The organism is Shewanella carassii, assembly GCF_002777975.1.
Lineage (GTDB): Bacteria > Pseudomonadota > Gammaproteobacteria > Enterobacterales > Shewanellaceae > Shewanella > Shewanella carassii.
In genome coordinates this window covers 135,472-159,382 of record NZ_NGVS01000028.1, presented here as the reverse complement: position 1 = coordinate 159,382, position 23,911 = coordinate 135,472, and the positions used below count along the sequence as shown (strand labels likewise).

Annotated in this window: 18 protein-coding genes and 1 pseudogene; 11 read left to right on the top strand and 8 right to left on the bottom strand. The window is 53.4% G+C overall.

Features of this window, described 5'->3' with window-relative positions; genetic code table 11:
* Positions 1-876: 876 nt before the first annotated feature.
* Positions 877-1,994, bottom strand: a pseudogene (locus CBE72_RS20425) (transposase).
* A 260-nt stretch (positions 1,995-2,254) separates the two neighbouring features.
* On the opposite strand from CBE72_RS20425, the gene CBE72_RS14035 reads away from it, so the two are divergent.
* On the top strand, positions 2,255-2,752 hold the full coding sequence (locus CBE72_RS14035; protein ID WP_054744774.1) for a hypothetical protein: 498 nt from the start codon (positions 2,255-2,257) through the stop codon (positions 2,750-2,752).
* Positions 2,753-3,016: 264 nt separating this feature from the next.
* On the opposite strand, the gene glnB is transcribed toward CBE72_RS14035, so the two are convergent.
* Positions 3,017-3,355, bottom strand: coding sequence for a nitrogen regulatory protein P-II (gene glnB / locus CBE72_RS14030; protein WP_025009956.1), 339 nt, complete (start codon positions 3,353-3,355; stop codon positions 3,017-3,019).
* A 347-nt stretch (positions 3,356-3,702) separates the two neighbouring features.
* Between glnB and CBE72_RS14025 the strand changes: the two genes are divergently transcribed.
* Both CBE72_RS14025 and CBE72_RS14020 read left to right on the top strand, forming a co-directional pair.
* The gene (locus CBE72_RS14025) at positions 3,703-4,233 is read left to right on the top strand and encodes a GspH/FimT family protein (RefSeq protein ID WP_100144293.1); all 531 of its coding nucleotides are present in this window, start codon (positions 3,703-3,705) and stop codon (positions 4,231-4,233) included.
* A gap of 94 nt (positions 4,234-4,327) precedes the next feature.
* The gene (locus CBE72_RS14020; protein WP_100144291.1) at positions 4,328-4,834 is read left to right on the top strand and encodes a GspH/FimT family pseudopilin; all 507 of its coding nucleotides are present in this window, start codon (positions 4,328-4,330) and stop codon (positions 4,832-4,834) included.
* Between the two features lie 189 nt (positions 4,835-5,023).
* Here the strand turns inward: CBE72_RS14020 and CBE72_RS14015 are convergent, their stop codons facing one another.
* Positions 5,024-6,379: an NCS2 family permease gene (locus tag CBE72_RS14015; protein ID WP_028781194.1), complete on the bottom strand. Its 1,356-nt coding sequence runs from the start codon at positions 6,377-6,379 to the stop codon at positions 5,024-5,026.
* Between the two features lie 352 nt (positions 6,380-6,731).
* Between CBE72_RS14015 and CBE72_RS14010 the strand changes: the two genes are divergently transcribed.
* The 4 genes from CBE72_RS14010 to torD all read left to right on the top strand — a co-directional run bounded on the left by CBE72_RS14010 (position 6,732) and on the right by torD (position 11,284).
* The gene (locus CBE72_RS14010; RefSeq protein ID WP_025009952.1) at positions 6,732-6,884 is read left to right on the top strand and encodes a nitrate reductase; all 153 of its coding nucleotides are present in this window, start codon (positions 6,732-6,734) and stop codon (positions 6,882-6,884) included.
* An 18-nt stretch (positions 6,885-6,902) separates the two neighbouring features.
* The gene (gene torC, locus CBE72_RS14005) at positions 6,903-8,081 is read left to right on the top strand and encodes a pentaheme c-type cytochrome TorC (protein WP_100144289.1); all 1,179 of its coding nucleotides are present in this window, start codon (positions 6,903-6,905) and stop codon (positions 8,079-8,081) included.
* Between the two features lie 12 nt (positions 8,082-8,093).
* Positions 8,094-10,583 carry a trimethylamine-N-oxide reductase TorA gene (torA, locus tag CBE72_RS14000; protein ID WP_071475593.1) on the top strand — a complete coding sequence of 830 codons (2,490 nt, stop codon included), beginning with the start codon at positions 8,094-8,096 and terminating at the stop codon, positions 10,581-10,583.
* A gap of 71 nt (positions 10,584-10,654) precedes the next feature.
* Positions 10,655-11,284, top strand: a complete 630-nt coding sequence (torD, locus tag CBE72_RS13995; protein ID WP_100144287.1) for a molecular chaperone TorD — start codon at positions 10,655-10,657, stop codon at positions 11,282-11,284.
* Between the two features lie 185 nt (positions 11,285-11,469).
* Here the strand turns inward: torD and torS are convergent, their stop codons facing one another.
* Complete coding sequence (torS, locus tag CBE72_RS13990; protein WP_100144285.1) at positions 11,470-14,331, bottom strand: TMAO reductase system sensor histidine kinase/response regulator TorS; 2,862 nt, start codon at positions 14,329-14,331, stop codon at positions 11,470-11,472.
* A gap of 126 nt (positions 14,332-14,457) precedes the next feature.
* On the opposite strand from torS, the gene torT reads away from it, so the two are divergent.
* Positions 14,458-15,567, top strand: a complete 1,110-nt coding sequence (torT, locus tag CBE72_RS13985; protein WP_100144283.1) for a TMAO reductase system periplasmic protein TorT — start codon at positions 14,458-14,460, stop codon at positions 15,565-15,567.
* Here the strand turns inward: torT and torR are convergent.
* Positions 15,557-16,267: a two-component system response regulator TorR gene (gene torR / locus CBE72_RS13980; RefSeq protein ID WP_100144281.1), complete on the bottom strand. Its 711-nt coding sequence runs from the start codon at positions 16,265-16,267 to the stop codon at positions 15,557-15,559. The two genes, torT and torR, sit on opposite strands and share 11 nt — an antisense overlap.
* Positions 16,268-16,415: 148 nt before the next feature.
* Here torR and CBE72_RS13975 point away from each other — a divergent pair, with 148 nt between their 5' ends.
* On the top strand, positions 16,416-16,784 hold the full coding sequence (locus CBE72_RS13975; protein WP_100144279.1) for a PilZ domain-containing protein: 369 nt from the start codon (positions 16,416-16,418) through the stop codon (positions 16,782-16,784).
* Positions 16,785-16,819: 35 nt separating this feature from the next.
* On the opposite strand, the gene radA is transcribed toward CBE72_RS13975, so the two are convergent.
* The gene (gene radA / locus CBE72_RS13970) at positions 16,820-18,184 is read right to left on the bottom strand and encodes a DNA repair protein RadA (RefSeq protein WP_100144277.1); all 1,365 of its coding nucleotides are present in this window, start codon (positions 18,182-18,184) and stop codon (positions 16,820-16,822) included.
* A 168-nt stretch (positions 18,185-18,352) separates the two neighbouring features.
* Here radA and CBE72_RS13965 point away from each other — a divergent pair, with 168 nt between their 5' ends.
* The gene (locus tag CBE72_RS13965) at positions 18,353-20,767 is read left to right on the top strand and encodes a PilZ domain-containing protein (RefSeq protein WP_100144275.1); all 2,415 of its coding nucleotides are present in this window, start codon (positions 18,353-18,355) and stop codon (positions 20,765-20,767) included.
* Here CBE72_RS13965 and CBE72_RS13960 read toward each other — a convergent pair.
* Positions 20,734-21,654 (bottom strand): alpha/beta fold hydrolase, encoded by a 921-nt coding sequence (locus CBE72_RS13960; protein WP_167387675.1) that lies wholly within the window; start codon positions 21,652-21,654, stop codon positions 20,734-20,736. The two genes, CBE72_RS13965 and CBE72_RS13960, sit on opposite strands and share 34 nt — an antisense overlap.
* 91 nt (positions 21,655-21,745) lie before the next feature.
* Positions 21,746-22,723 carry a phosphoserine phosphatase SerB gene (gene serB / locus CBE72_RS13955; protein WP_100144270.1) on the bottom strand — a complete coding sequence of 326 codons (978 nt, stop codon included), beginning with the start codon at positions 22,721-22,723 and terminating at the stop codon, positions 21,746-21,748.
* Positions 22,724-22,801: 78 nt separating this feature from the next.
* Between serB and CBE72_RS13950 the strand changes: the two genes are divergently transcribed.
* Positions 22,802-23,857: a YtjB family periplasmic protein gene (locus CBE72_RS13950; RefSeq protein WP_100144268.1), complete on the top strand. Its 1,056-nt coding sequence runs from the start codon at positions 22,802-22,804 to the stop codon at positions 23,855-23,857.
* Positions 23,858-23,911: the final 54 nt, after the last annotated feature.

The following is a 23,911-nucleotide window of genomic DNA, read 5'->3' as shown; positions in this document are numbered from 1 at the left end:
AACTGCCACATAGAAAGCTTTAGTTGCCGCTAAAGCCTGGGTCTCACTTTACCCTTTTGGCTTGGTTATTATCCATACAAACTGTTTAAGAGTGATTCGCAACGCGTGGCATTTTTGGTATGCGTTGCGTTTAGTGTTTAGGTGGCATGCGGCGGCTTGGGTATTGCGTTGCTTACACCTTAACAGAGCGTTAGCTGCTAGGAAGAGTATGCAGGAAATACCATTAGGGACACTGAATTCAAAGCTCTACGAGAAAAACGGCGAGACTTACTACACAATCACGCCAATATTTGGCACGAGCACGAACTTTTATCTTAATGCGCCATTATCGAAGATAGAGGTATTAAAAAATGAAGATAATGAGCTTCTTATAAAGAAAGGCATATTGAAGTTGAGAATGTCTTTCAAGCCATATACCCCAGGTTTATTCAAGCTGAAGTTAAAGCCATATTACTTTGGCATACCATTTGGAATCTATTGGTGCGAAATCTCGGCAACAAATAAAACTAAACTACAGGAAGTATTCGTTGTATACAGCTAACAAGGCCATCAAAAATCGGCCGCAAAAAACGCGGCCTACGACGCTCCTGACGTAAGACAACAAAGACACCCATTATTAGCTGAGTGAAGACTCTAGTTGCCTAGATCACAGAAACACTGATGTTTTCACTGGGAGAAAATAATCTTTCAAGCCTTTTGAGGGGCGCTCGGTTATTGAAATGAGCGAAAAAGTCGAATTTCAGACACGATGGAGGTCGAACAAAGTTCGATTGGAGATAAATATCTTGGAGCCTCGGGGATTCAGCTAAACAGCGTCTGACAATTAGCGGCCCCTTGTCTTCGTCGTCGTTGTAGGTGAGTACAGTAGTCTNGGATTCAGCTAAACAGCGTCTGACAATTAGCGGCCCCTTGTCTTCGTCGTCGTTGTAGGTGAGTACAGTAGTCTGTAAGTGACTCCAGTGTACCCACTGGCCCTTTGAATAGACGGCTAAAATCAGTCGTTAACTTGAGCCAGTTGTCGATAGGGATGTTTAAACGATTCAAAATGGTCGTAGTGTCGGCAGTAATGCGGCCACGCTTGTCATGGCGGATAATGCGCCCGGTATCATCGACCAGTTGCAGATAATCTTTGGCTTCAAAGTACAATCCTTGTGGCATGTTCAGCCGTTCATTGCCGACAAAGGGTAACAGCTCAGGTGTGTATTTACCTTGCATCGCGGCCCGTATCCGCCGTTGAATACTGGTATAGTCTGAGTCTTCCGGGGTTTTAGCTATTCCCGCGCGGATAGGGTTCAGGTCAACATAAGCCATGCAGGCCAATACGGCTGCATCATCCAATAGTGCCTGGGATTTGAAGCGGCCTTCCCACAAATTTATCCGGAATAAATTTGAACAGCTTTAGCTGGCCCGCAGGGAGAGCGCCAGGGATGGCGGCGAATAAAAGCGACCGCGGCATCCGTCTTCCCGGTTGGCTTGTCTGGCAATAGGTTCATTGAGCGCCCGCATAAACCAACTGATATCCATCAAACGTTGGCGATAGACTTCAGTGGTTTGTTGCAGAGTGAGATATTCAATATCAGAAAGTGTTTCACCGCGCAGAAAACGCTGGGATAACAGAGTTCCACTGTAAAGCAGGTGCCAACGCTGTAAAACCTGCTCCAATGTCCATTCAGTGGCTGTTTTCAAGTCAACTCTGAGTACCAAATGCAGATGATTGGACATGACCGCATAGGCACACAAGTCAATGGAAAAGACGGCCGCCAGCTCTAATAGACGCGATTCAACCCAATCACGGCGATGTTCATAGCTCTTGCCGGAATAGTCATCAACACCACATAGAAAGGCGCGGCGTACACAGCGGGACAAATTCATCGGGAATGAATTTGAACAGCTCCAGCTGGCCCGAAGGGGAAAGCACAGGGACGTGCTTTATAAATGCAGTGGTAGAAGGGGGTGTCCTCAAGACTAACTTGAGCATATCTTGGCCTCGGCATGGCATCCTTTCCTTTTCAAAGGCTCCATTCAAGCCTAGACAAGGTGAGAGAAACCTGCCAAGAATTATGGGTGTCTTCATTTTGTCTTTTTTCATCAAACCTCTGCAACTCACGGATATCTTTCGACCTCCGGGTGCTCAAATCCACTACTGGTGCTTGAACGCAGACAGAAAGAAGATTAAGTTATTGTTTTACAGTGGGTGGCTTGATTTTTATATGTGGATTTGAATCTGCCAACAAGTTAAGGAGATGTAGTGTAAATGAGTGATGATTTATATGAGGTTATATATTTCGACCAACATTTGATTCTTAAAAAAAGCTTATATGAACAAGTGCCTCATAGTGGATTAAATGTGGCTTTTAGTTCTAATGAAGGTGTTATTCTTAGACCTCATATATATTTTCGCCCTATCAATATGACTGATACTTTTAATGAATATAAGTTCTCTGAATTAATATTTGAATGTTACGAAGGAATGGCCAATGTTGTTTCTCAATTAGTTGAAGAGAACGATGAGGAAGTCCACGTAATTACGCGTTATTTTATGAGGCACGACGATGAGAATGGTCGTTTATTGGGGGATAAATTCATATACAAAACGGAATATTACACTTTTGAATATCAAATTGAAAACTCTCTAGTACCTATCAAAAGTGCCTGTACTCCTTTGAATCCATTAGGTTTATCCTGTGAAGGTACGCTGGAGTGTTGGGTAGCAGAGATCACCTTGGATAAATATTTTTCTTTACTACGATAATCGTGGTTTTACACATAAAAAACTGCTAAAACGGACGCAGGAACATTCGGTGGTTTTGGTTCTGAGTGTGATTGGCTTATAGTGGCCAATTAACTTGACCACTACACTGTCAGTACAAGTCTGAGCTAGTGCAGGTAATATTCGACATCAAGAACGGTTGGAATGGGTCATTATTTTTATTTGGCGACTAAACAATAACTCTCCAACCGTTTTCATTTTCAGTTCACGCGAATCTGCAATGAACCTCATTTTTTACGTTCGTTTTTATACCGCTTCTTCATTTTCTTCACCGGTACGGATACGAATAATGCGTTCAATATCGGTCACAAAGATCTTGCCGTCGCCGATTTTACCGGTACGGGCGGTTTCGACAATCACATCCAGAGCCTGTTCCAGCAGATCATCCTGAATAACCAGCTCTATCTTCACCTTGGGCAGAAAGTCGACCATATACTCGGCACCACGGTACAACTCTGTATGTCCCTTCTGGCGGCCAAAACCTTTGACTTCCAGAACCGTCATACCGGTTATTCCTATCTCAGCCAACGCCTCACGGACATCGTCCAGTTTAAACGGCTTGATTATGGCTTCCACTTTCTTCATCAGGCACTCCTTTAGGGCTTGGAATTCTTCCGCAACTCATGACCATTTCCAAGTCAATTTGACCGGAGAAATAGCTCGCTATTTTGCTTGTTCGCATACAATTGCAATAGCTTATCACGACATACTGCGGGCAAGAAGTGATTGTCCGCTCAGATGAAAAAACCAAGGCTCTATTCAGCAGCCGCACTCAGCCATGCCGTTGACTTATTCATTCCTTGCGGAAGCAACTGCAATATTTAGTACAAACTCATCTAAGGATGCTCCAAAAACAAGCTTTAAGCACGACTAAACTAAGACAACACTCAGGTTCGCCGGATGCGGGCCATCCAACACTCAAGGATGAGATTATGCGTCATTTACAGCTTGGTTTTTCACTACTGGAACTCATGATCGCCTTGCTATTGCTGGCGGTACTGGTTGCCATCGGAGCGCCTTCGCTCAACTCCCTCTACGAAGGTTATCGTGCAAAAACCGGTATCCAACAAGTACAACAACTGCTGCAATTTGCCCGCAATCAGGCCATCAGTTATGGTGTCAGAGTCAGTGTCTGCGCGCTCAAGGATGGCCGCTGTGAAGCCGATGCCTGGCAGCAAGGGGTAACGGTTTTCAGTGATGGCAACGGCAACCATGTCCTGGATGAAGATGACAAACTCTTATATCAAACCGGGGCCTTTAATAGTAAAGACATACTCAAGTGCAACCGGGAGGCGATACGCTTTTTGCCAGACGGATTGGCAACAGGAACCAATGCCACCTTCACCTACTGCCCAGGTCGGGTAGACAGCCCTCAATCCAGGGCCTTGGTGATCAATTCGGCCGGGCGAGTTCGTCACTCCCAGGATGAAAACATCCAGTGTCAGAATACTGATGGTGTTTGAATAAACCGCCAATCTCCCGGATTTGCAAAGATAGCTGTAATTAACAACTCATTCACTTATACTTAAGCGTATCTATTCACGTGAAGAGTCGATTATGGCTGTACCTGATTGTTCCTGTTCCAGAACCCGCGGCTTTACCTTGGTCGAACTCATGGTCACCATTGCCGTTGCCGCCATACTGCTGTCGGTAGGGGTCCCTTCACTCACCTCCTTATATGAAAGCTATCGCAGTAAATCGGAAATAAGCCGCATAGAACAAGCCTTGTCTTTTGCCCGCAATCAGGCCATCAGCTACGGCATGGCAGTGGAAGTTTGTGGTTATCAAAAGGCCGATGGCTGCGCCGATAACTTCAACAATGGTCTCAAGGTTTATACCAAGGCCAGTGGCAATGAAAAAGTGCTGCGAGTCGTGGAAGGCATCGATAGTAAAGATGCCATCAAGGGCGGTAATGTCGGCTTTCGTGCCGATGGCCTAAGCTCAAGCACGGGCGAAGTAACCTTTATCTATTGCCCGTCCAAACAGGCCAGCGGCTCAAGAAGTGTGACGGTTTCCAGCTCAGGGATGATCAAATACGGCGCCGACGGGCTTGCCTGCAGCTAACAGCTGCGGTATCGGACAAGTTATCAAGGACGGCTAGCCATTAGCACCCAAGTGTGCCTCAGGGGTGAAAGACTCGGCTCTCACAACAAAGACCCCTGCCTAGGCTGGGGTCTTTGTTTAAGTCGATTAAGCTTACTCTCGCGGGGGATAGTTTCCGCCACCAGCCATAAGGGTCTAAGGGCCTAAGGGTTAAATGGCCCAGCCGCCCATGTAGAACACCACCAGGCCTATGGTGATAACCAACACACCTGGCTTGAGCTTACGCCACTCGCCGCTGCAGATACGGCCGATAACCAGAGTGGCAAACCCCAACATAATGCCTGTAACTATGTTGCAGGAGAGTATGATGAATACTGCGCAGGTCAGTCCCGCCATGGCATCCACCTTGTCATCGAAGTCCAGCTTGGTGACATTGGACAACATCAGCAGTCCCACATACATGAGCGCTGGCGCCGTGGCGTAGGCAGGTACCAAATAAGACAGGGGTGCCAGGAAGATCATCAGCAGGAACAGTACCCCCACCACAGTGGCGGTCAGGCCTGTTTTTCCACCTGCTGCAGTACCGGCAGCCGATTCAATGTAAACGGCGGCAGGTGCGCCGCCCACCAGACCGGCGAAGATAGAGCTGACAGAATCCGAGGTCAGCGCCTTGCCGCCACCTATGATGTTGTCGTCCTTATCCAGCAAATTTGCTTGTCCGGCCACGGCTCTTATGGTGCCTGTGGCATCGAAGATGGCAGTCATCACCAGCGCCAGCACTATCGGCAGCACCACAGGGTTAAGGGCACCCATGATATCCAGCTGGCCAATCAAAGAGCCTTCTGCGCCCAAGTCGGGTACCGCAAACACGCCTTTGAACTCCACATTGGGGTCAAACAGCAAACCAAACACTGACAGAGCGATGATCACCAACAGAATACCGCCCGGCACCCGGCGCCGCTCGAGTCCGATAGTGGCAGCCAACCCCACGACAGTGGCGATCACCGGCAGGCTGTGGATATCGCCGAGCTTGACCGGTAAACCGGCATCATTGGCCACAATCAGTTGCACACTGTTAGTGGCAATCAGCAGCAGAAACAGGCCGATACCTATCCCTGTACCATGAGCAATCCCCTTGGGCAGGTTAGCAAGCACCCACTGGCGAATGCCGGTAACGCTCACCAAGGTAAAGACGATACCCATAAGGAAAATCGCTCCCAGGGTGACAGGCAGGCTCATGCCCTGCCCCAACACCAGACTGAAGGCGGTAAACGCAGTCAGTGAGATGGCGCAGCCTATGGCCATCGGCAGATTGGCCCACAGGCCCATCAGCAGTGAGCCGAAGGCGGCAATCAGACAGGTGGCAATAAACACGGAGCCGGGATCAAACCCGGCCTTTCCCAGCATGGAGGGGACAACGATAACTGAGTAAACCATGGCAAGAAACGTGGTCAAACCGGCGATCACTTCCTGGCGGACAGTGCTGCCACGAGCGCTGATATTGAAGAAGCGTTCCAGCCATGATGATGTAGTAGGTACAGCGGTATTTGTCTTTGAAGACATCATAATTATTCTACCTTTTTGATCTCTTTATTCGGGTCAGATGACGCCGGCTACGGCAGGTGAGAGCCCCGCTGGGCGGGTGAGAGATCCACAACAAAACGTGACCTGCAGGTGGTGGGCACCAAGGATTATCGTCAAACGATGTCCAACGCAGCCTTTGTTGGTCGCGGATAATACTGCAAATTGGCGCGCCCGGCTAAAAAGATTTCGGGATCTGTGGCTCATCCTGAATATGCAGTTGTTCATAACTTTTCATATTTTCTCAAATCCCATTCATTGGCAGCGCAATCGCCATTCACATCCTTTCCCTATAGTGGCCCCATCGAGCAAACCCTGCTGCGTTGGAGCAATCACTATGTCTGAGTCCACATCAAGCAAAAAACAGGAACTTATGGCCCACGGCCTGATTATTTTCATGCTGTTTCCGGCCCTAACCATCACAGGTATCAGCCTCTATGGCCTGATCATCTGGATCATGCTGGCCCTCGGCGGCGTAGCCAGTCACTGATACAAGAGGATTGAATAGATGAAACGGTTAATAGCAATCTGGCGTACTCTCAATCGCCCGACCAAGTACCTGAGCCTGGGCGCCATCAGCCTGTCGGCCTTTATCATGGGCATTATCTTCTGGGGCGGCTTCAACACAGCGCTGGAAGCCACCAACACCGAAGCCTTCTGTATCAGTTGCCACTCGATGGAGAACAATCCCTATCAAGAGCTGCAACAAACTGTGCATTGGTCGAATCACTCCGGCGTGCGGGCAACCTGCCCAGACTGCCACGTGCCCCACGACTGGAGCCGCAAGATAGCCCGTAAGATGGAAGCCTCTCACGATGTCTGGGGCTGGCTGTTCCAAACGGTCAACACTCCGGAAAAATTTGAAGCCAAACGTCTGGAAATGGCCAGCCGTGAATGGAAACGCTTTGCCCGTGACAACTCCCAGGCCTGTAAAAACTGCCATGACTACAAGTCAATGAAATGGGACGAGATGTCAGCCCTGGCGCAAAAACAGATGAAACAAGCGGCCGAGAAAGATCAGTCCTGTATCGATTGCCACAAGGGCATAGCTCACAAGCTGCCTGATATGGGCACGGCCAGAGCCCCGGAACTGATTGCCGAAGTGGGTTCGGGTGAAACCTCACTGCAACAGGGCGGCAAATATTTCAGTGCCTTGACCAAGCCTCTGTATCTGGATGACAAGAGCGCGGAAGAAGCCGGTACTCTGAACGTGGCCACCGAAATCAAGGTGCTGGAGCTCAAGGGCAAACGGGTCAAAATCGCCATCGATGGCTGGCGGAAGAAGATAGGTGCCGGCCGGGTGATCTACATGGATTTCGGTATCAATATCCTCTCGGCTCAACTGACCAAGGCCGCTGCCGAAACCGACGGGGTGATCAAGACCTTTGAAGAGAAAGAAGATCCCATGACTGGCCTCAAGTGGCAGCGTGTGGAAGCCGAGATCTGGACCGACAGCGATTATCTGCTGACCGAACTGGCACCACTCTGGGGCTATGCCCGCAGCACTTATGCCTCTAGCTGCAGTGTCTGCCACACCCAGCCCGATGAGCATCACTTCGATGCCAACACCTGGCCGGGCATGTTCCAGGGGATGTTGGCCTTCGTCAACATGGATCAGGACACCCAGGCACTGGTGCAGAAATACCTGCAACAACATTCTTCCACCTTCAGCAAAGAAGAGCACTAAGAGGTTGGCGTTATGAACAGAAGAGACTTTTTAAAAGGCCTGGCCTCCACTTCCGTTGTGGTTGCCGGAAGCAGTTCGGTACTCGCTCCCCTGTCGGCGCTGGCCAAGGGGATGGATGACGGTGACGCCTGGCTGACCACAGGCTCCCACTTCGGCGCATTTCGTATCAAGCGCCGCAACGGGGTTATCGCCGAAGTCAAACCACTGGAATACGACAAGTATCCCACCGACATGATCCGTGGCATCCGTGGCCTGGTCTATAATCCATCACGGATCCGTTATCCCATGGTGCGGCTCGACTTCCTGCTCAAGGGACACAAGAGCAATACCCATGAACGCGGCGACTTCCGTTTCGTTCGTGTCACCTGGGACAAGGCGTTGACTCTGTTCAAGGAGTCGCTGGATATCATTCAAACCCAGTACGGCCCATCTGGCCTGCACGCCGGACAAACCGGTTGGCGTGCCACCGGACAGCTGCACTCGAGCACCAGCCATATGCAGCGCGCCATCGCCATGCACGGCAACTTCGTCAAGAAAGTGGGCGACTACTCCACCGGCGCCGGGCAAACAATTATGCCTTATGTGCTGGGCTCTACCGAAGTGTACGCTCAGGGCACCTCCTGGCCGCTGATCCTCGAGCACAGCGATACCATAGTGCTCTGGTCCAACGATCCTTACAAAAACCTGCAGGTGGGCTGGAACGCCGAAACCCACGAGTCCTTCGCCTATCTGGCGCAGCTCAAGGAAAAGGTCAAAGCCGGTAAGATCCGGGTGATCAGCATAGATCCGGTCGAAACCAAGACCCAAGCCTATCTCGGTTGTGAGCAGCTGTATGTCAACCCACAAACAGACGTGGCCTTGATGTTGGGTATCGCCCATGAGATGTACACAGCCAAGCTGCACGATGCCAAGTTTATCGAAGGCTATAGCCTGGGCTTTGAAGAGTTCCTGCCCTACCTCCTGGGTGACAAAGACGGCATCGCCAAGACTCCGGAATGGGCAGAAGCCATCTGTGGCGTCAAGGCTGAAGTCATCCGCGACCTGGCTCGCACCCTGACCAAGGGCCGTACCCAGATCATGATGGGCTGGTGTATTCAGCGTCAGCAACACGGTGAGCAGCCTTACTGGATGGCGGCGGTACTGGCCACCATGATAGGCCAGATAGGCCTGCCTGGCGGTGGTATCAGCTATGGTCACCACTACTCAGGTATCGGCGTACCCGCCACAGGTGCCGCAGCACCGGGCGCCTTCCCGCGCAACCTGGACGAAGGCCAAAAGCCACTGTTTGACAACAACGACTTCAAGGGTGCCAGCAGCACTATTCCGGTCGCCCGCTGGATAGATGCCATTCTGGAACCCGGCAAGACTATTGATGCCAACGGCAGCAAGGTCACCTATCCGGATATCCGCATGATGGTGTTCTCGGGCAACAACCCTTGGAACCACCATCAGGACAGAAACCGTATGAAGCAGGCGTTCCGCAAGCTGGAATGCGTGGTCTCCATAGATGTGAACTGGACCGCCACCTGCCGCTTCTCCGATATAGTCTTGCCCGCCTGTACCACAATGGAGCGCAACGATATCGATGTCTACGGTGCCTACGCCGGCCGCGGTATTCTGGCGATGCACAAGATGGTTGAACCGCTGTTTGAAAGTCTGTCTGACTTTGAGATATTCACCCGCTTTGCCAAAATACTCGGCAAAGAGAAGGAATACACCCGCGGGCTAACCGAAATGGAATGGCTGGAAAAACTCTACAACGAGTGTAAGGCCGCCAACCAGGGCAAGTTTGCCATGCCGGACTTCAACGAGTTCTGGAAGCAGGGTTATGTGCACTTCGGTGAAGGGCAAAACTGGGTCAGACACGCCGACTTCCGTGAGGATCCTGAGATCAATCCCTTGGGAACCCCTTCCGGCCTGATTGAAATCTTCAGCCGTAAGATTGCCCAGTTCGGTTATGATGACTGCCCTGGCCACCCAGTGTGGATGGAAAAATCCGAGCGCAGCCACGGCGGTCCAGGCAGCGATAAGTACCCGGTTTGGCTGCAGTCCTGCCACCCGGACAAGCGCCTGCACTCACAGATGTGTGAGTCCAAGGAATATCGCGAAACCTATACGGTGCAAGGGCGTGAGCCGGTTTATATCAACCCAGAAGATGCCAGGGCCCGCGGTATCAAAGACGGCGATCTGGTGCGGGTGTTCAACGGCCGCGGTCAACTGTTGGCCGGTGCCGTCGTCTCCGGCCGTTTCCCCAAAGGGGTAATCCGGATCCATGAAGGTGCCTGGTATGGCCCGGTCGGCAAAGATGGCAGCGTCGAAGGCGGCGCCGAAATCGGTGCCCTGTGCAGCTATGGTGACCCCAATACCCTGACTCAGGATATAGGTACCTCCAAGCTGGCGCAGGCCTGCTCGGCCTACACTTGCCAGGTGGAATTTGAAAAGTTCACCGGCAAGGCGCCCAAGGTATCCTCCTTCGATGGTCCGATTGAGGTTAAAATCTAAGGGAAGGTGCAAACAAGTCCCACGATGACTTATTCGCACCATCACTAATCGCTGATAACTGAGGTAAGCCAATGGAACAGTTAAATCAAGGCAGAGCCATGCTGTACAACTTCCTCTCGGGGCTGTTCGCCCGCGAGTTGAACGCCGAGCGCCTCAGCCAGCTGACGGCACCGGAGAGCAAGGCCTTTTGGCAACAGCTGGGCAGTGAGCCCAGCCTCAAGCAAGAAGCCAAGCTGATGGAGCAAAAGCTGCAATCCATCGCCTGGATGCAGGACAGAGACAAGGCGCTGCTGGAGCTGGCGGCAGACTTCTGCGGGCTGTTTCTGGTGGGCAGTAAACAGAGCGCGTCGCCCTATGCCGGCCTCTATCTGCAAGCGGATGAAGAAGTCACTCTGTTTGGTGAGCAGCATCAACAGATGCTGGCCTTTTTGCAGCGAAGTCAGTTGCAACAAAGCAGTGACTTCCCCGAGCCAGCAGACCACCTAGCGGTGATTCTGGCCTATCAGGCTCATCTGTGTCTGAACGCCTCGGCATCAACACAGCAGGAGTATCTGCAAGAGTGTCTGCTCAGTTGGTTGGAGCCATTTTGTCAGCGGGTGACCGAATGCGATCGCGGCGGTTTTTATGCCGCGCTCGCGCGCCTGACCCTGGCCTTTGTTCAAAGCGATGCCGAGTGGTTGAAAGGCGCCGCAGCGCACTGAGCGAGGCGATTTAGACAGGCGCTGACTCGAGTGCTTGCCTGAATCAAACGTAATGCAGGCCCCCCTAATCAAAGGATCAAAGGGCGCCAACTCGAGTATCGAGCGGCGCCCTTTCTATATCCTCAGCAGCCGTTAAATGCTGCACTTCCTGTCTTCAGTGCTTAAAAAGCGCCTTAGTCTGATTGCTATTCCAGCCAGCTATCGAGCGCCTGCAATGATGCCGCTACGCAATCTGTCAGCTCGGTAAGTTCCTCGTCGCTCAAAGGATTGCCAGCCTTGATGGCCTGCTCCAGTGCGGCGCAGCGCAAATGAAGCGCTTCAAGCCCCATGTTGCCACTGCTGCCCTTGAGTGCGTGCAACTTGGCAGCAATGATATCCCGTTGCCCATCTGCCGCCTGTAAAGCTTGCAGCTGCGCGTCACAGCTGTCCACAAACTGCTGCCGCATCTCCAGCAAAGTGGCCTTGCCGAGCACCTGCAGGTCCTGTTCAAGTTGCTCCAGCGCCAGCCATTGAACGTTGTCCGTATTCCAGGACTGACAATCCGGCGCTTGAGAGTCCTCTTCCTTGGAGCGCTCATCGCTCGCCCTCGCACCGGAGACGACACCGAGCCAGTTGGCCAGCGCCTGTAATCCCAGGGGCTTCCCCAACACCAGATCAAAGCCCATGGCCTGGTAATCTGCCATATCCTGAGTCTGCAACTGAGCGGTAAAGGCGGCAATCGGCACCTTGGTGCCCAGCTGTCGTCTGAGCTCAGGCAGCAGCTCGCTGCCGGAGCCATCACTCAGCTGTAAATCCAGCATCACCGCATCGAATGGATCTGAAGTTGTGTCATCATGCAGCAGTTGCCGCGCTTCGGCCAAACTGACACACAAGAGTGACTCATGTCCAAGGTGCGCCAAAAAGCCCTGAGCCACCAAGGCGTTAACTCTATTGTCCTCCACCAGCAACACCCGTTTGGCAATGGCGCTCTGCGGCAAGCTACTCGATTGTTGCTCCCCCTGTTCACAGGGCTGAAGCGGCACACTGAAACTGAAGCGGCTGCCCTGCCCCGGCGTACTGATGACTTCGATGGCGCCGCTATCCGCATCATCACACTCATTCATCAGCAGCACCAGATCGCGGCTAATACTCAACCCAAGTCCAGTCCCCCTGGCGCTGGCATGGGTCGCCTCTGTGGCATAGGGGGTAAACAGACGTGCCATGGCCTCGGGACGAATGCCCACCCCAGTGTCTGTGACACTGAAACGAAGGCGCGCATCTTCAATACTGACCTCCAGGGTCACACTGCCCTTGGCGGTAAACTTGATGGCATTACCCAATAGATTAAACAGCACTTGTCTGAGCTTGGGCCCATCGAGCCAGACCCATTCGGGTAATTCCGGCTTTAATAACCTGAGCTCAAGTCCGGCAAGATTGGCTCCGGCCAACATGATGGCGGTCACTTCGTTGAGCAGCGCTGGCAACTCCACGGCCCTGGGTTCATTGAGCAGACTGCCCTGCTCCAGGCGGGAGAAGTCGAGGATGTCATTGAGCACGGTTTGCAGCAAGGTGCCACTGTACTGGGACAACGCCAGCATCTGCCGCGCCTTGACCGGCAATTCCGCCTGCCCCAACAGACTCAAGGTGCCGAGCAGCCCGTTAAGCGGCGTGCGTATTTCATGACTCATGGTAGCCAAAAACAACGACTTGGCCTGACTGGCTTCTTCCAGCTGGGCGTTGGTTTGGGCGAGCTCGCGGGTTCGTTCGGCCACCTTCCGCTCCAACGCCAATTTATGCTCGGTCAACTCGGCAGCGGTGCGCTGCAAATCTTGTTGCAGCTTTTGATTATGGGCCGTTTTCTGTTTGAAGGCCTCCAGCGCCGAGGCCATGGCGGTGAGTTCATCATCGCCGTATGAACGAATGCTGACATTGGTATCGCCAAGACTCAGCCGACTCAGCGCCCGGGTGGCATCACTCAAGCGCCGAGCAATGCCCTTGTAGATCACCTGCCAGCTGACAAACAGGATCAGCAGTAACATCAAGGCACCAGTGCCCGATAATCCGACACTGGCCCAGTTGAGCTGCCCCAGATAGTCGCGACGAGCCAGACTCAGCAGTTGCTGTTGCCCCTCGAGCGCGGCATCCACGGTTTGCTCCATCGACTTGAGATTGTCAGATATCACCAGTTGCCGCTGCTCCAGTTGTTGTTGCAGTTGCCAGATCGCTTCGGCCTGTTGTTGGCCAGCGGTCACCTGGTCAAGACGAGCAAATTCGGCCTCGAGCGCCTCGGCTCTACCGGGATCCCGAACCAAATCAGCTACAGGAATACGCTTGAGCAATCCCGGGGACAGGGCATCATCGGCCAGCGGCGCCTGGTTGATGGCGCCGACCAAGTCTTGCGGCGCATCGGCGGCAGCAAATATCTGTCCGAGCAAGGCTATCTTGTGGGTCAATTTCAGAGCGCGGTTGAGCTGCTCGGCGCTGCTGAGATCCAGCTCTATAATGTCATCCAAAGTCGCCGGCCCGGGAGTTTGGCTCAGCTTGGCAATGATTACAGAGTCCAACACCGCCAGCTCTGAGCGCAGCAAATTATCGGCCTGCTTGGCGGCTTGCACCAGTAAAAGCCCTTGCTGTTTCAGCGCCTGAGTGCGCTCTAGCAACTCACCCGTCTGCTCGCCGAGCAAGGTCAGCTCGGCGATGATGGTAGCCGCCGCCTGTTTCAGCTCGGCCGAATCCGGCACTGCCAACTGCTCCAGGGTCGCAATTGCCGCCAGCATGCGGTTACTTTCAAGAGACAGGCGGCGCCCCAAATATTGGCGCTGTTTTTCATCGGCCACTGTGCCTAGACGCTGGGCATTCTCCGCCAACGAGGTGGCCGACTGCGACAACTGCCGCGCGGCTTCTGATGCGGGCAAGGCCTTCTCATAGAGAAAGCTGTCGGCACCCTTGACCCAATGCAGACTCAAGTTGCCCAGAGTCACCAGCAATAACAGCAACAGCGCCAGCAAACAAAACGCCAGCATCAAACGACCGGTCAGGCTGCTCAGCCATGAAGATAAAGGTCTCACTCGTCATCCTTATTGATACCATGCTGCTTCGGCATTGACTGACGCAAGCGGTTCACAGGCATGGTATGGTACACTCAAGAGCCTTAGGCTTATAGAATACTTGCATCATATATCAGGATCTTCCCCATGAGCCAATTTGCTGCCACGTTCGAGGCTGTGTTGCCTGTAGGCAAAAAACCACTGCAACTCTGGTCACTATTGCTGTTGTGGTTATGCCTTTATCCTGCGCAGGCCTATGAAGCCTGGGAGCTTGAGCAACGCAGTCCTTTCAACGAAGCAATCCAGCAGGCCAGCCCCCTAACCCACACGCCGCTCACCAAGGCTAATAAACCCTGGAAACTGTGTGCTTTGGTACCACACCTCAAAGATGCTTACTGGATAGGGATTAATTATGGCTTAGCTAAACAGAGCCAAGTATTGGGGCTCGGGCTGGAACTCCATGAAGCCGGTGGCTATGGCAACACTCAGACCCAGTTGGCACAACTCAAATCCTGCCTCGATGGCGATGCCGATGCGATTTTGCTCGGTGCCGTCAGCCCTCACCTACTCGAGAACCAGAGTCTTGAGCTGACCAAACCTGTATTGGCACTGGTGAACCAGTTGGCAGACAGCCGAGTACAAACCCATATAGGAGTCAACTGGTATCAGATGGGGTATCTCACAGGCCAATTTCTCGCATCCACACCATATCAACGTCTGGCAATGCTGGCGGGGCCTGAAGGCCGCGGTGGTACCGATCTGGTGGAAAAAGGCGTCAGGCAGGCGCTGCAAGACAGCACCGTAGAGATAGTGGCGGTGATGCACGCCGACAACAACCGCAATCTCTACCGGGATCAGCTCAATCTGTTGCTCAATCAAAATAAGCAGCCACTGCCGCAAGCCTTACTCGGCAGTGCCGTGGCGATTGAAGCCGCCATGGGCACGCTGAGACAGGGAAATATGACGGATAAAATGGCGCTGGTGAGCAGCTACTTATCTCCGGATGTCATGCGTGGCCTCAAGCGCAACAAGGTCGCTTATGCCAACGATGACAGAGTGGTGTTGCAGGGCCGACTGGCGGTCGATCTTGCGGTCAGGCGATTACAGGGGGAAAAGGCGTTTGGTGATATAGGCCCGGCGATTTTGCAGCTGCGCCCGGATAATCTCAACAGCATGCAGCTGGATGACAGCCTGGCCCCGGCGGATTTCTACCCTGTGTATAGAGTAGAAGCCAAGGCCTCAGCACTCAATCACTGACTTCGGCGGCAAACAGGTAACCTTCACCATGCACGGTAACAAATAGCTCCGGGCTCAGTTTATTGCGCAGACGCCGAATAATCACATCTATGGTGCGGTCGTTAACATCCTGATCCCTGTGGCTGGTTTGTTGCATCAAGCGTTCTCTCGAGAGCACCTGCTGCGGGTGCAGGGCGAAAGCCACCAAGAGTTCAAACTCAGCCTTGGTCAGCTTGATAGCCTGCCCGTCCTGACTCAAACGGCGACTGTTGAGCTGCAGATGATAGCCCTCGAAATAGAGGTTGTCGTCCGAACGCGCCAGTTGCTCTGCCGTTTGCTGCTGCGCCTTCTTCACCAGAGAGATGCGCCAGAGTAGGTTCTTGACCCTGACTCTGAGCTCGCGAAACTCAAACGGCTTGGTGACATAGTCATCGGCGCCCATCTCCAGACCGACTATCTTATCTATTGCCTCATCGCGGCCTGTCACCAGAATAATGCCGACATCTGAGCGACTGCGTAGCTCACGAGTCAGCATCAGACCATCGTCCCCTGGCATATTGATATCCAACATCACCAGATCAACAGCCTGTTGTTGCAGCTGCTGCCACATCTGTTCACCATCGGCGGCTTCCATCACCTGGTAGCCATCTTTTTCAAAATAGCCTTTTAAACGAGTCCGAATGATAGCCTCATCGTCCACTATCAATATACGGTATGCCATGCTTGTATTCCTACCGACCGGGATAGGCGCCATTATTCACAATTTTTTACATTTTGTCTGTAGCCGAAAGATATTTGACCTAAGTCCGGTGTCAAGCGCTTCTTATTGTGGCTACAATAAGGACAGACCAAGAATTAAAGGACTGAATATGGACGACAAGCGCAAGTTTTCACGGATCCTGTTTTCCTTGGATGCCCAGCTGAGCTGCGGTGACAAGATATGGGACACCCACTTGCTGGATCTCTGCCTCAACGGCGCTCTGGTAGAAGAACCTGCCGATTTCGCTCCCGAAGGTGTGCTGGAGCTAAGTTTTAGCCTGCCTCAGTCCGAGGTTCAACTCAGCATGGAGGCCGAACTTGTGCATCGCCGTAACGGCCGGTTGGGCCTCAAGTGCGCCCTCATCGATGTCGAGAGCATCAGTCACTTGAGAAGGCTGCTGGAGTTGAATCTTGGCGATGCCTCACTGCTGCACCGGGAGTTGGAGCAATTTATCGCCGAGCATGAACAGAGCCGCTAAGGCGGCTCCTGTTTCGCCCTTTACAGGGCTATTACTCACAAAGCTCCTAGCGCCTCACTGAGCTTACTCACTCCTATCACCTGCATCCCCATAGGCGGCTTTTTCGGCATATTGGCCTTGGGCACAATCGCCCGGGTAAAGCCGTGCTTGGCAGCTTCCACCAAACGCTCCTGGCCATTGGGCACAGGACGTATCTCGCCGGAAAGACCCACTTCACCAAACACCACCAGATCCCTGGGCAAAATATCACCACGGAAGCTGGAAACCATGGCCAGCAGCAGCGTTAAATCGGCGCTGGTTTCGGTCACCTTGACACCACCAACCACGTTGACGAATACATCCTGATCCGACATCTGTAAGCCGCCATGGCGGTGCATTACCGCCAGCAACATAGCCAAACGGTTGGCATCCATCCCCACAGCGACCCGCCGCGGATGCGACAGTGCCGAGCTGTCTACCAACACCTGCAGTTCCACCAGTAAGGGCCGGGTGCCCTCCCAAACCACCATCACCAACGAGCCGGAGGCGGCTTCATCGGCGCGTGACAGGAATATCGCCGATGGATTGGCCACTTCCTTGAGTCCCCGCTCCGTCATGGCGAACACTCCCAGCTCATTGATGGCACCGAAGCGGTTCTTGTGGGAGCGCAGGGTACGGTAGCGGCTATCGCTGTCCCCTTCAAACATCACAGAGCAATCTATGCAGTGCTCCAGCACCTTGGGACCGGCCAGGGAGCCGTCTTTAGTGACATGACCCACCATGATGATGGCAATGCCATTTTGCTTGGCAAAACGGGTCAAAAAGGCGGCAGATTCCCGAACCTGAGCCACGCTGCCGGGGGAGGACTGCACATCGCTGATATGCATCACCTGAATCGAGTCTATCACTATGACCTTGGGCTTTTCCCGCAGTGCCACAGTACAGATAGTCTCGACACTGGTCTCGGACAACATCTTCAAACGTCCGGTGGGCAGCCCCAAACGGTGGGCACGCATCGCCACTTGCTGCAAAGATTCCTCGCCGGTGACATAGAGAGCCGGCATGGTTTCGGCCAGTTGACACAGGGTCTGCAACAACAGGGTACTCTTACCGGCACCCGGATGTCCGCCAATCAGAATGGCGCTGCCAGCGACTATGCCACCGCCGAGCACACGGTCGAATTCGACAAAACTGCTGGGGATCCGTGGCACTTCGTTGAGATCTATCTGATCCAGCGTCTGGATCTCACTGGCACCGGCACCGGCATAACCGCTGAACTGGCCGCCCCGGGATGGCGTAGCCGCCCCCAACCTGACTTCGGTAATGGTATTCCATTCATGACAGGCACTGCACTGTCCCTGCCAACGGGGAAAGTCCTGACCACATTCGTTGCACACGTATGCTGTTTTATTCTTCGCCATCTGAATTCAAACTTGTGTAAAATCTGTAATAGTTAATTAAAATAATTGCACTTTCAAAGTGATACTTTCAGCGTGATAATCCCGAATTGGGTTCAAGCTTCCCAAAAGCGGGCCGACATAAGACTAACAGTCAGCACAAGAATAAGCACCCATTTAAAGAGCGAGTCCATGAGCCCAGATCACCATAGCGCCCTGATTGAACAACTCAAGCCCCTGATGATGGAGCCGGACTTCAACGAGCTCTTCTTGCAGCTCACCGCCGAAGAGTCCAACTCGACCCGCTTTCTGTTGAAAATGGAGATCCAGCGCCTAGCCTCCTCCTGCCTAAGGATCATTGACCTCAGAGACAAGTCGGAACTGCCCTGCCAAGAGTATCTTTTTGCCGACCAACGCCATTATCTCGATGCCCCGGCCAAAGAGGCCTTCGATGCCGCCTTGGCGCTGTACCGCGGCCAGTACACCATGGGAGTGTACGAGCAGGTGATGAAAACGCATCATCTGCGGCGCCAGCGGCTCAAGCAAGCGCCTCGCGGTCAAGAAGATCAAGACAATCCCTATCAGGTACCCGGAATCGTCCTGGGGCGCTACTTCAACCGTAGCGAAGAGCGGATGAACTACAGTATCAGAATTGCGGTTTCCCAACCCGGCAGAGAGGAAATACGCGGCAATACCGCAGACCTCTCGGTGGGTGGTGCCAGAGTGCGCCTGCCCGCCAGACACAACTTAGATCTTAACCGGCCGCTAAGGGTCAAGCTGCTGGATCTCAGCGATGAATATTATTACCGGGATCTGCAACTCGGAGTCGATTACCAGATAGTCGATGCCCAGACAGAGCAAGACGCCTGCTGGATGCGACTCAAACGCATCGGCGGCAGTGAACAACTCTCCGAGCTGCTCGCCAACCTGATCCGTGGTTATAAGTTCCGTTACAAGGTGGATGTCAATGATGTGCTGGTAACGGCCACAGGATTAGGGTTCGAGCGCCATTATCTGGCGCATCTGCCTCATCTGCCGCTGTTTATCGAGCGGGACAGCCAGGGAACCCCAAGCATTGGCGCACTGCTGCTGAGTCGAGACAATCAGGCACTGCTGCACGATTTTCTCGATGAAGCCGATATCAACCAATTGCCGGGACTCTTGACCTCAAAGAGGCTGGCGGCCATGCTCGCCGAGCCGGACAACGCCGAGCACAGATTGCTGTTCAGCTTTACTTACAATGCCCGTGGTCAGCTGTACTTTTATTCGGCCAGTCTCAGCGAGCTGAAAAAAAGCCGCCTGCAACCTCTATTTTTGGGTTTTGGTGCCACCAAAGGCAGCTGGAAGGTGATTCAGGTGAGCCTGGATGCCATAGACCACCAGGGTTCCTACAAGGCCTCCATGCTCCCGGGGGATGACAGCAACTATTCGGCGCTGACAGAGCAACAGCTGCAAAAATACAGCCACATACTGCAACTGATGGATGTGACCGACGAGCAGGCAGCCGAGGAGTATCGCCGCTGGCCATTCAAGATGGATGTCAATGAACTCAAGCGTTTTGGCCAAGCCAAAATCACCACCAACAGTATCCGGCTGGTGTCTTTGTATTTTAGCGAAAGGCGCCAGGAGGCCAGGTTCTCCTTTAAGACCCTGGTTAATATCAGTCAGGGCAAACAGCAGTACACAGGATTCACCCATGATATTTCCAGTCGCGGCCTGCAGCTGAATCTGGATGACAACGCCAGCCTTAACCCCAAAGAGCCGCTGTTGCTGAGTTTTCCCAAGCTGCAGGAGCTGGCACCCAAGGCAAAATTGCAGGCGCTGCCCTACCGCTTGGTACGTAGCCGCAAAAACGGCGTCACTCTGCATCTGGCCGCGGTGATGGGCCACACACCTCACCCGGGCGTGGAGTTTTTGCGCAGACTGATAGAGCAAAACCGCAAGAAACTTCAGCAATTGACCGAAGATAACGCTGAGGTCAAAGAGCTGGCAGAGGGAATGAAAAATCTCTTGATGCGCAAACTGCACTCAGTGCCTTTCCTGTTGGAAAAAACGGCCAAGTCTTTTTGCATCTCGGCGCTAGGGGTCGGTGTAGAGCCCAACGCCACCAGTGATTTATTCGCTAATAGCAGCACAGAGCAGCTGCAATTCAATCTCGAACCTTTACTGCAAGACGGCCGGCTGAAGCGCGACTTTATCGGCCCGATACGGGCGATGAAGCCGCAAATGGCCATGGACAGCTTCGAGGTCTTTGTGCAATTGGTGGGACAATCCAGTGGCCAATTGCGGCTGCGCTGTATTCCTCGAGACGAACTGGCGGGACGTCAGGCTCAAATAGATTTTATTCGTCAGGCGCAATCGCTTGGCCGTTTTATGGCATTGAAAGTCTATCGCGGCGCCGCCGGCAAACCGGATCTGGGTTATATTCGCCGCGAGTTGGAATATATAGGTGTCCATGCCAAGCACAAGGCCAAGAAGCTCGAAGAGATGCTATGGCGAGTGGTCGGCGTTGGCGAGTTTCTGGAGATCAGCAACGAAGTCTTGCTGCGCTACCCGGAACTGAACCCTGAGGCTCAGTCACTGACGCTGGAAAGTTCAAACCCCTGATACCAAGCGAGCACCTTGTTGAAGTGATCGTTTGGTGCATCCACATGGGTCAGCATATCCGCATGACCATAGTCGTGGCGGTTGCCATTTTCCCGTGACAGTAAGGTAAAGCGGCTATTTTGCAAGCCGCATTCGGCCATCATATCCAACACATCTTCCGGGTTGCCGAGTACAGTGTCATTCTGCCCGGCGATAAACCAACTCTTGGGCCAAGTGGCCCGGGCGGCAGCCCGACCATAGTCGAAACCATCGTCGTGATCTATCCAATCACCGCGTACCCAATCTATGCTCTGCTGCAGCGAGGCCTGGCTCTCGTTATCCATGCCCATACGCCACTTGTCGGCCGCAAGATAACCGTGACTGGCGGCAATCCCAGGAGCCAGGCGGTTCCAAACAAGATCCACCATCAACCATTTTTTCAATGACCTGACTCTTATGGTGCGCTTGCTGCCAAAGGTTAGCAGTGATGCCACCGAGGCTTGCAGTTCAGGAAACCGGGCCAAAGCGCTGGCCATCAGCACCCCGCCCCAGGAATGGGCGCACCAATGCAGCTTGTCCAAAGACTCGGCTTCGAGCAGATATTGCTGCACTAGGGGCAGCTGTTCACGGATAACCTCGCCTTGCCCAAGCTCAAACCCGCGCGCCAGCTTAGGCGTGCTGAGGCCGCGACCTGCACTGTCCAGTACGTAGACGGTAAAGCCCGCCTGAGCCAGAAACGGCGCCAGACCTCGACCACTGCTGCTATAAAATACCCGGCCGTTGGACATGGCACCATGCAACATCAAAATCGGGATCTGATGCCGAAAACCGGCAGCGGGAGAAATTTTGCGAAGGTGAAGCTCACCATCGCGATAAGGCAGAAAGATTGATTGCTGTACAGTTTCCATGAATTGTGTCATCACCGGGTTATAAAGCAGAAGCTAATAAAACCCGGTCATAAAAACAAGAGCAATCACTCTAGTTCTAACGGTTGACGCTTCAGCGCCCTTGCAGCAAGAAAGGTAATGCCTGCAAGCCCAGCTTATTGATCTTCGCCGCAGCCGCCGCAGCCAGCTTAGGTTTGGCATGATAGGCGATACCAAAATCGGCCGCCTGCACCATGGGGATGTCGTTGGCGCCATCACCTATGGCCAGCCTTTGCCCGGCAGCTATCTGCCACTGCTCGGCGCATTTTGTCACCACATCGGCCTTGAAGGCGGCATCCACTACCTGGCCGCGAACCTCGCCGAGCAACTTGCCATCGCTTATCACCAACTCGTTGGCAAAAGCGGCATCCAACCCAAGCAACTGCTGCAGATGACCAACAAAGGGGGTAAAACCACCTGAGGCTACCACAGTGCGCCAGCCATGGAACTTGAGTTCGGCTACCATGCTCTCAAGCCCTGGACTCAGGGGCAAGCGGGCACAGAGATCATCAATAATACTTTGGTCGGCGCCCTTGAGCTTAGTTACCCTCTGGCGCAGGCTCTGCTCAAAATCCAGCTCCCCCTGCATCGCCCGTTCGGTCACTTGTGCCACCTCGGCGCCCACGCCGGCAGCGGCGGCCAATTCATCAATACATTCAATGGTAATCGCGGTCGAGTCCATATCCATCACCAACAGCCCCGGAGTCGAAAGCTCAGGTAAATTCGCTGTCGCGGCTATGGGCAGGTAATCCAGCTCGCCAATTGACTCAAGACGTTGCAACATGGCTTGACAGGGGCTAGTTTCGAGCTGCACCTCGAGCCCATACAAAGGTTGCCTACGCTGCAAAATCGCCACCGCCCTCGGTGCCAACTCGGGAAGCAAGTCGGCAACAGCCGCCGCGGCCTTTTCACTGAAGATCAGCCGCAGTCGCTCGGCTTGGGTATGCTGTCCTTCCTTGAAAGCCGGCCAGGTGTGCTGCTGCAGACTCAAGGTATAAACGCCATCCTGACGCTGACTGGCCAACAGGGGAAAAGGTAAGACTGACTCCATGGTCACTGCTCTCCGGCTATCGGGCATACCCATAATCCATTATGATTAGGGAAACACCGAATTTGATTAAGGGACAAAGTGTTATTGTTCAAGGGCCTCAAAAAAAGCCAGAAGATCAGCAGACTGCTGCAGATCGCCATAGCCGTCACTCTGCTGGTCGGCCTGGTCCAGCTGTGGCAGACAAGCCTACTACAAGGGCAACGGCTTCTGAAGACCCAAACCCAAAAGATGGCCAGATTATTGGTGCAACAGACTGCCTATGGGGCCGCCCCGGCGCTGCAGCTGCAAAATGATGAGCAGTTGCAGTGGCTGGCCAGCGCCCTGGTGGAAGATCCCAAGGTGATGGCGGCCACTATCTACAGCGAGGATGGCCAGCGACTATCGTTTGCCCAGGATGTCAGCCCAGAGCGACTGGAACCGGATTCCCCGGAATTGGATGATCTGCTGGCCCCCTACCCTCCGTATGTCGAGCCGGTGATCCAGCAAGGTAAAAACCTGGGCTTTGTCGAAGTCAGGTTGGATCCCAAGCTGTTTTTCAATGAGATCCAGGAAGCCCACGAGCTGAATATGGAGCAGCAGCAACTGATGCTGATAGTCGCAGGCTTTATCGGCCTATTGCTGTCGCGGGCCTTGTCGTTCAAGCGTGCCGACTTTGACCGCCGCCGTACCCGGGTCAAACGCAGGCGTAAAAAGCTTAAACAGCAGGAAAAAGCAACCGCCAAGGAAGCCGCGGATATTGAACCTAATGCCACCGAAAGCCAAGATTCAGCCCCGGATACCGGCGGTTCCCAGACCGAGCTTAACGCTGAATCCAACACCAATATATCTCCCAAACAGGCAGAAAAGCCCGCCAAAGCCCTGGCCAGAAAGGCTGCCAGGCCAAAGCACTCGGAGGTCAACACTGAATTTGGGATTGACAATAAAACAGGGGAAAAGGTCCAAACAGAAACAGGCGCTGAAACTTCAGCGGCCCCAATTGACCCAAGTAACCAAAGCGAAGCCAAGCAAGCCAACGATAGCTTGATCCCGGATCCTGTCGATGCAGACGATCCCCGCGGTAAACGGCCCTGGCCAGGAGTTGCTCCGAAGCGGGAGCCAGTAAGTACAGAAAAGAACAAGCAACCAGAGAACTAGCATAAGTTGCAGAGCCGCGCTCTAGGAATAAGTGAAAAGGCTTAAAAACAATAA

What these genes read in the sequence shown, in the direction of transcription:
- CBE72_RS14035 (WP_054744774.1), top strand. Translation starts at nt 2,255, where the DNA reads ATGAGTGATGATTTATATGAGGTTATATATTTCGACCAACATTTGATT.
- glnB (WP_025009956.1), bottom strand. Translation starts at nt 3,355, where the DNA reads ATGAAGAAAGTGGAAGCCATAATCAAGCCGTTTAAACTGGACGATGTC.
- CBE72_RS14025 (WP_100144293.1), top strand. Translation starts at nt 3,703, where the DNA reads ATGCGTCATTTACAGCTTGGTTTTTCACTACTGGAACTCATGATCGCC.
- CBE72_RS14020 (WP_100144291.1), top strand. Translation starts at nt 4,328, where the DNA reads ATGGCTGTACCTGATTGTTCCTGTTCCAGAACCCGCGGCTTTACCTTG.
- CBE72_RS14015 (WP_028781194.1), bottom strand. Translation starts at nt 6,379, where the DNA reads ATGATGTCTTCAAAGACAAATACCGCTGTACCTACTACATCATCATGG.
- CBE72_RS14010 (WP_025009952.1), top strand. Translation starts at nt 6,732, where the DNA reads ATGTCTGAGTCCACATCAAGCAAAAAACAGGAACTTATGGCCCACGGC.
- torC (WP_100144289.1), top strand. Translation starts at nt 6,903, where the DNA reads ATGAAACGGTTAATAGCAATCTGGCGTACTCTCAATCGCCCGACCAAG.
- torA (WP_071475593.1), top strand. Translation starts at nt 8,094, where the DNA reads ATGAACAGAAGAGACTTTTTAAAAGGCCTGGCCTCCACTTCCGTTGTG.
- torD (WP_100144287.1), top strand. Translation starts at nt 10,655, where the DNA reads ATGGAACAGTTAAATCAAGGCAGAGCCATGCTGTACAACTTCCTCTCG.
- torT (WP_100144283.1), top strand. Translation starts at nt 14,458, where the DNA reads ATGAGCCAATTTGCTGCCACGTTCGAGGCTGTGTTGCCTGTAGGCAAA.
- torR (WP_100144281.1), bottom strand. Translation starts at nt 16,267, where the DNA reads ATGGCATACCGTATATTGATAGTGGACGATGAGGCTATCATTCGGACT.
- CBE72_RS13975 (WP_100144279.1), top strand. Translation starts at nt 16,416, where the DNA reads ATGGACGACAAGCGCAAGTTTTCACGGATCCTGTTTTCCTTGGATGCC.
- radA (WP_100144277.1), bottom strand. Translation starts at nt 18,184, where the DNA reads ATGGCGAAGAATAAAACAGCATACGTGTGCAACGAATGTGGTCAGGAC.
- CBE72_RS13965 (WP_100144275.1), top strand. Translation starts at nt 18,353, where the DNA reads ATGAGCCCAGATCACCATAGCGCCCTGATTGAACAACTCAAGCCCCTG.
- CBE72_RS13960 (WP_167387675.1), bottom strand. Translation starts at nt 21,654, where the DNA reads ATGGAAACTGTACAGCAATCAATCTTTCTGCCTTATCGCGATGGTGAG.
- serB (WP_100144270.1), bottom strand. Translation starts at nt 22,723, where the DNA reads ATGGAGTCAGTCTTACCTTTTCCCCTGTTGGCCAGTCAGCGTCAGGAT.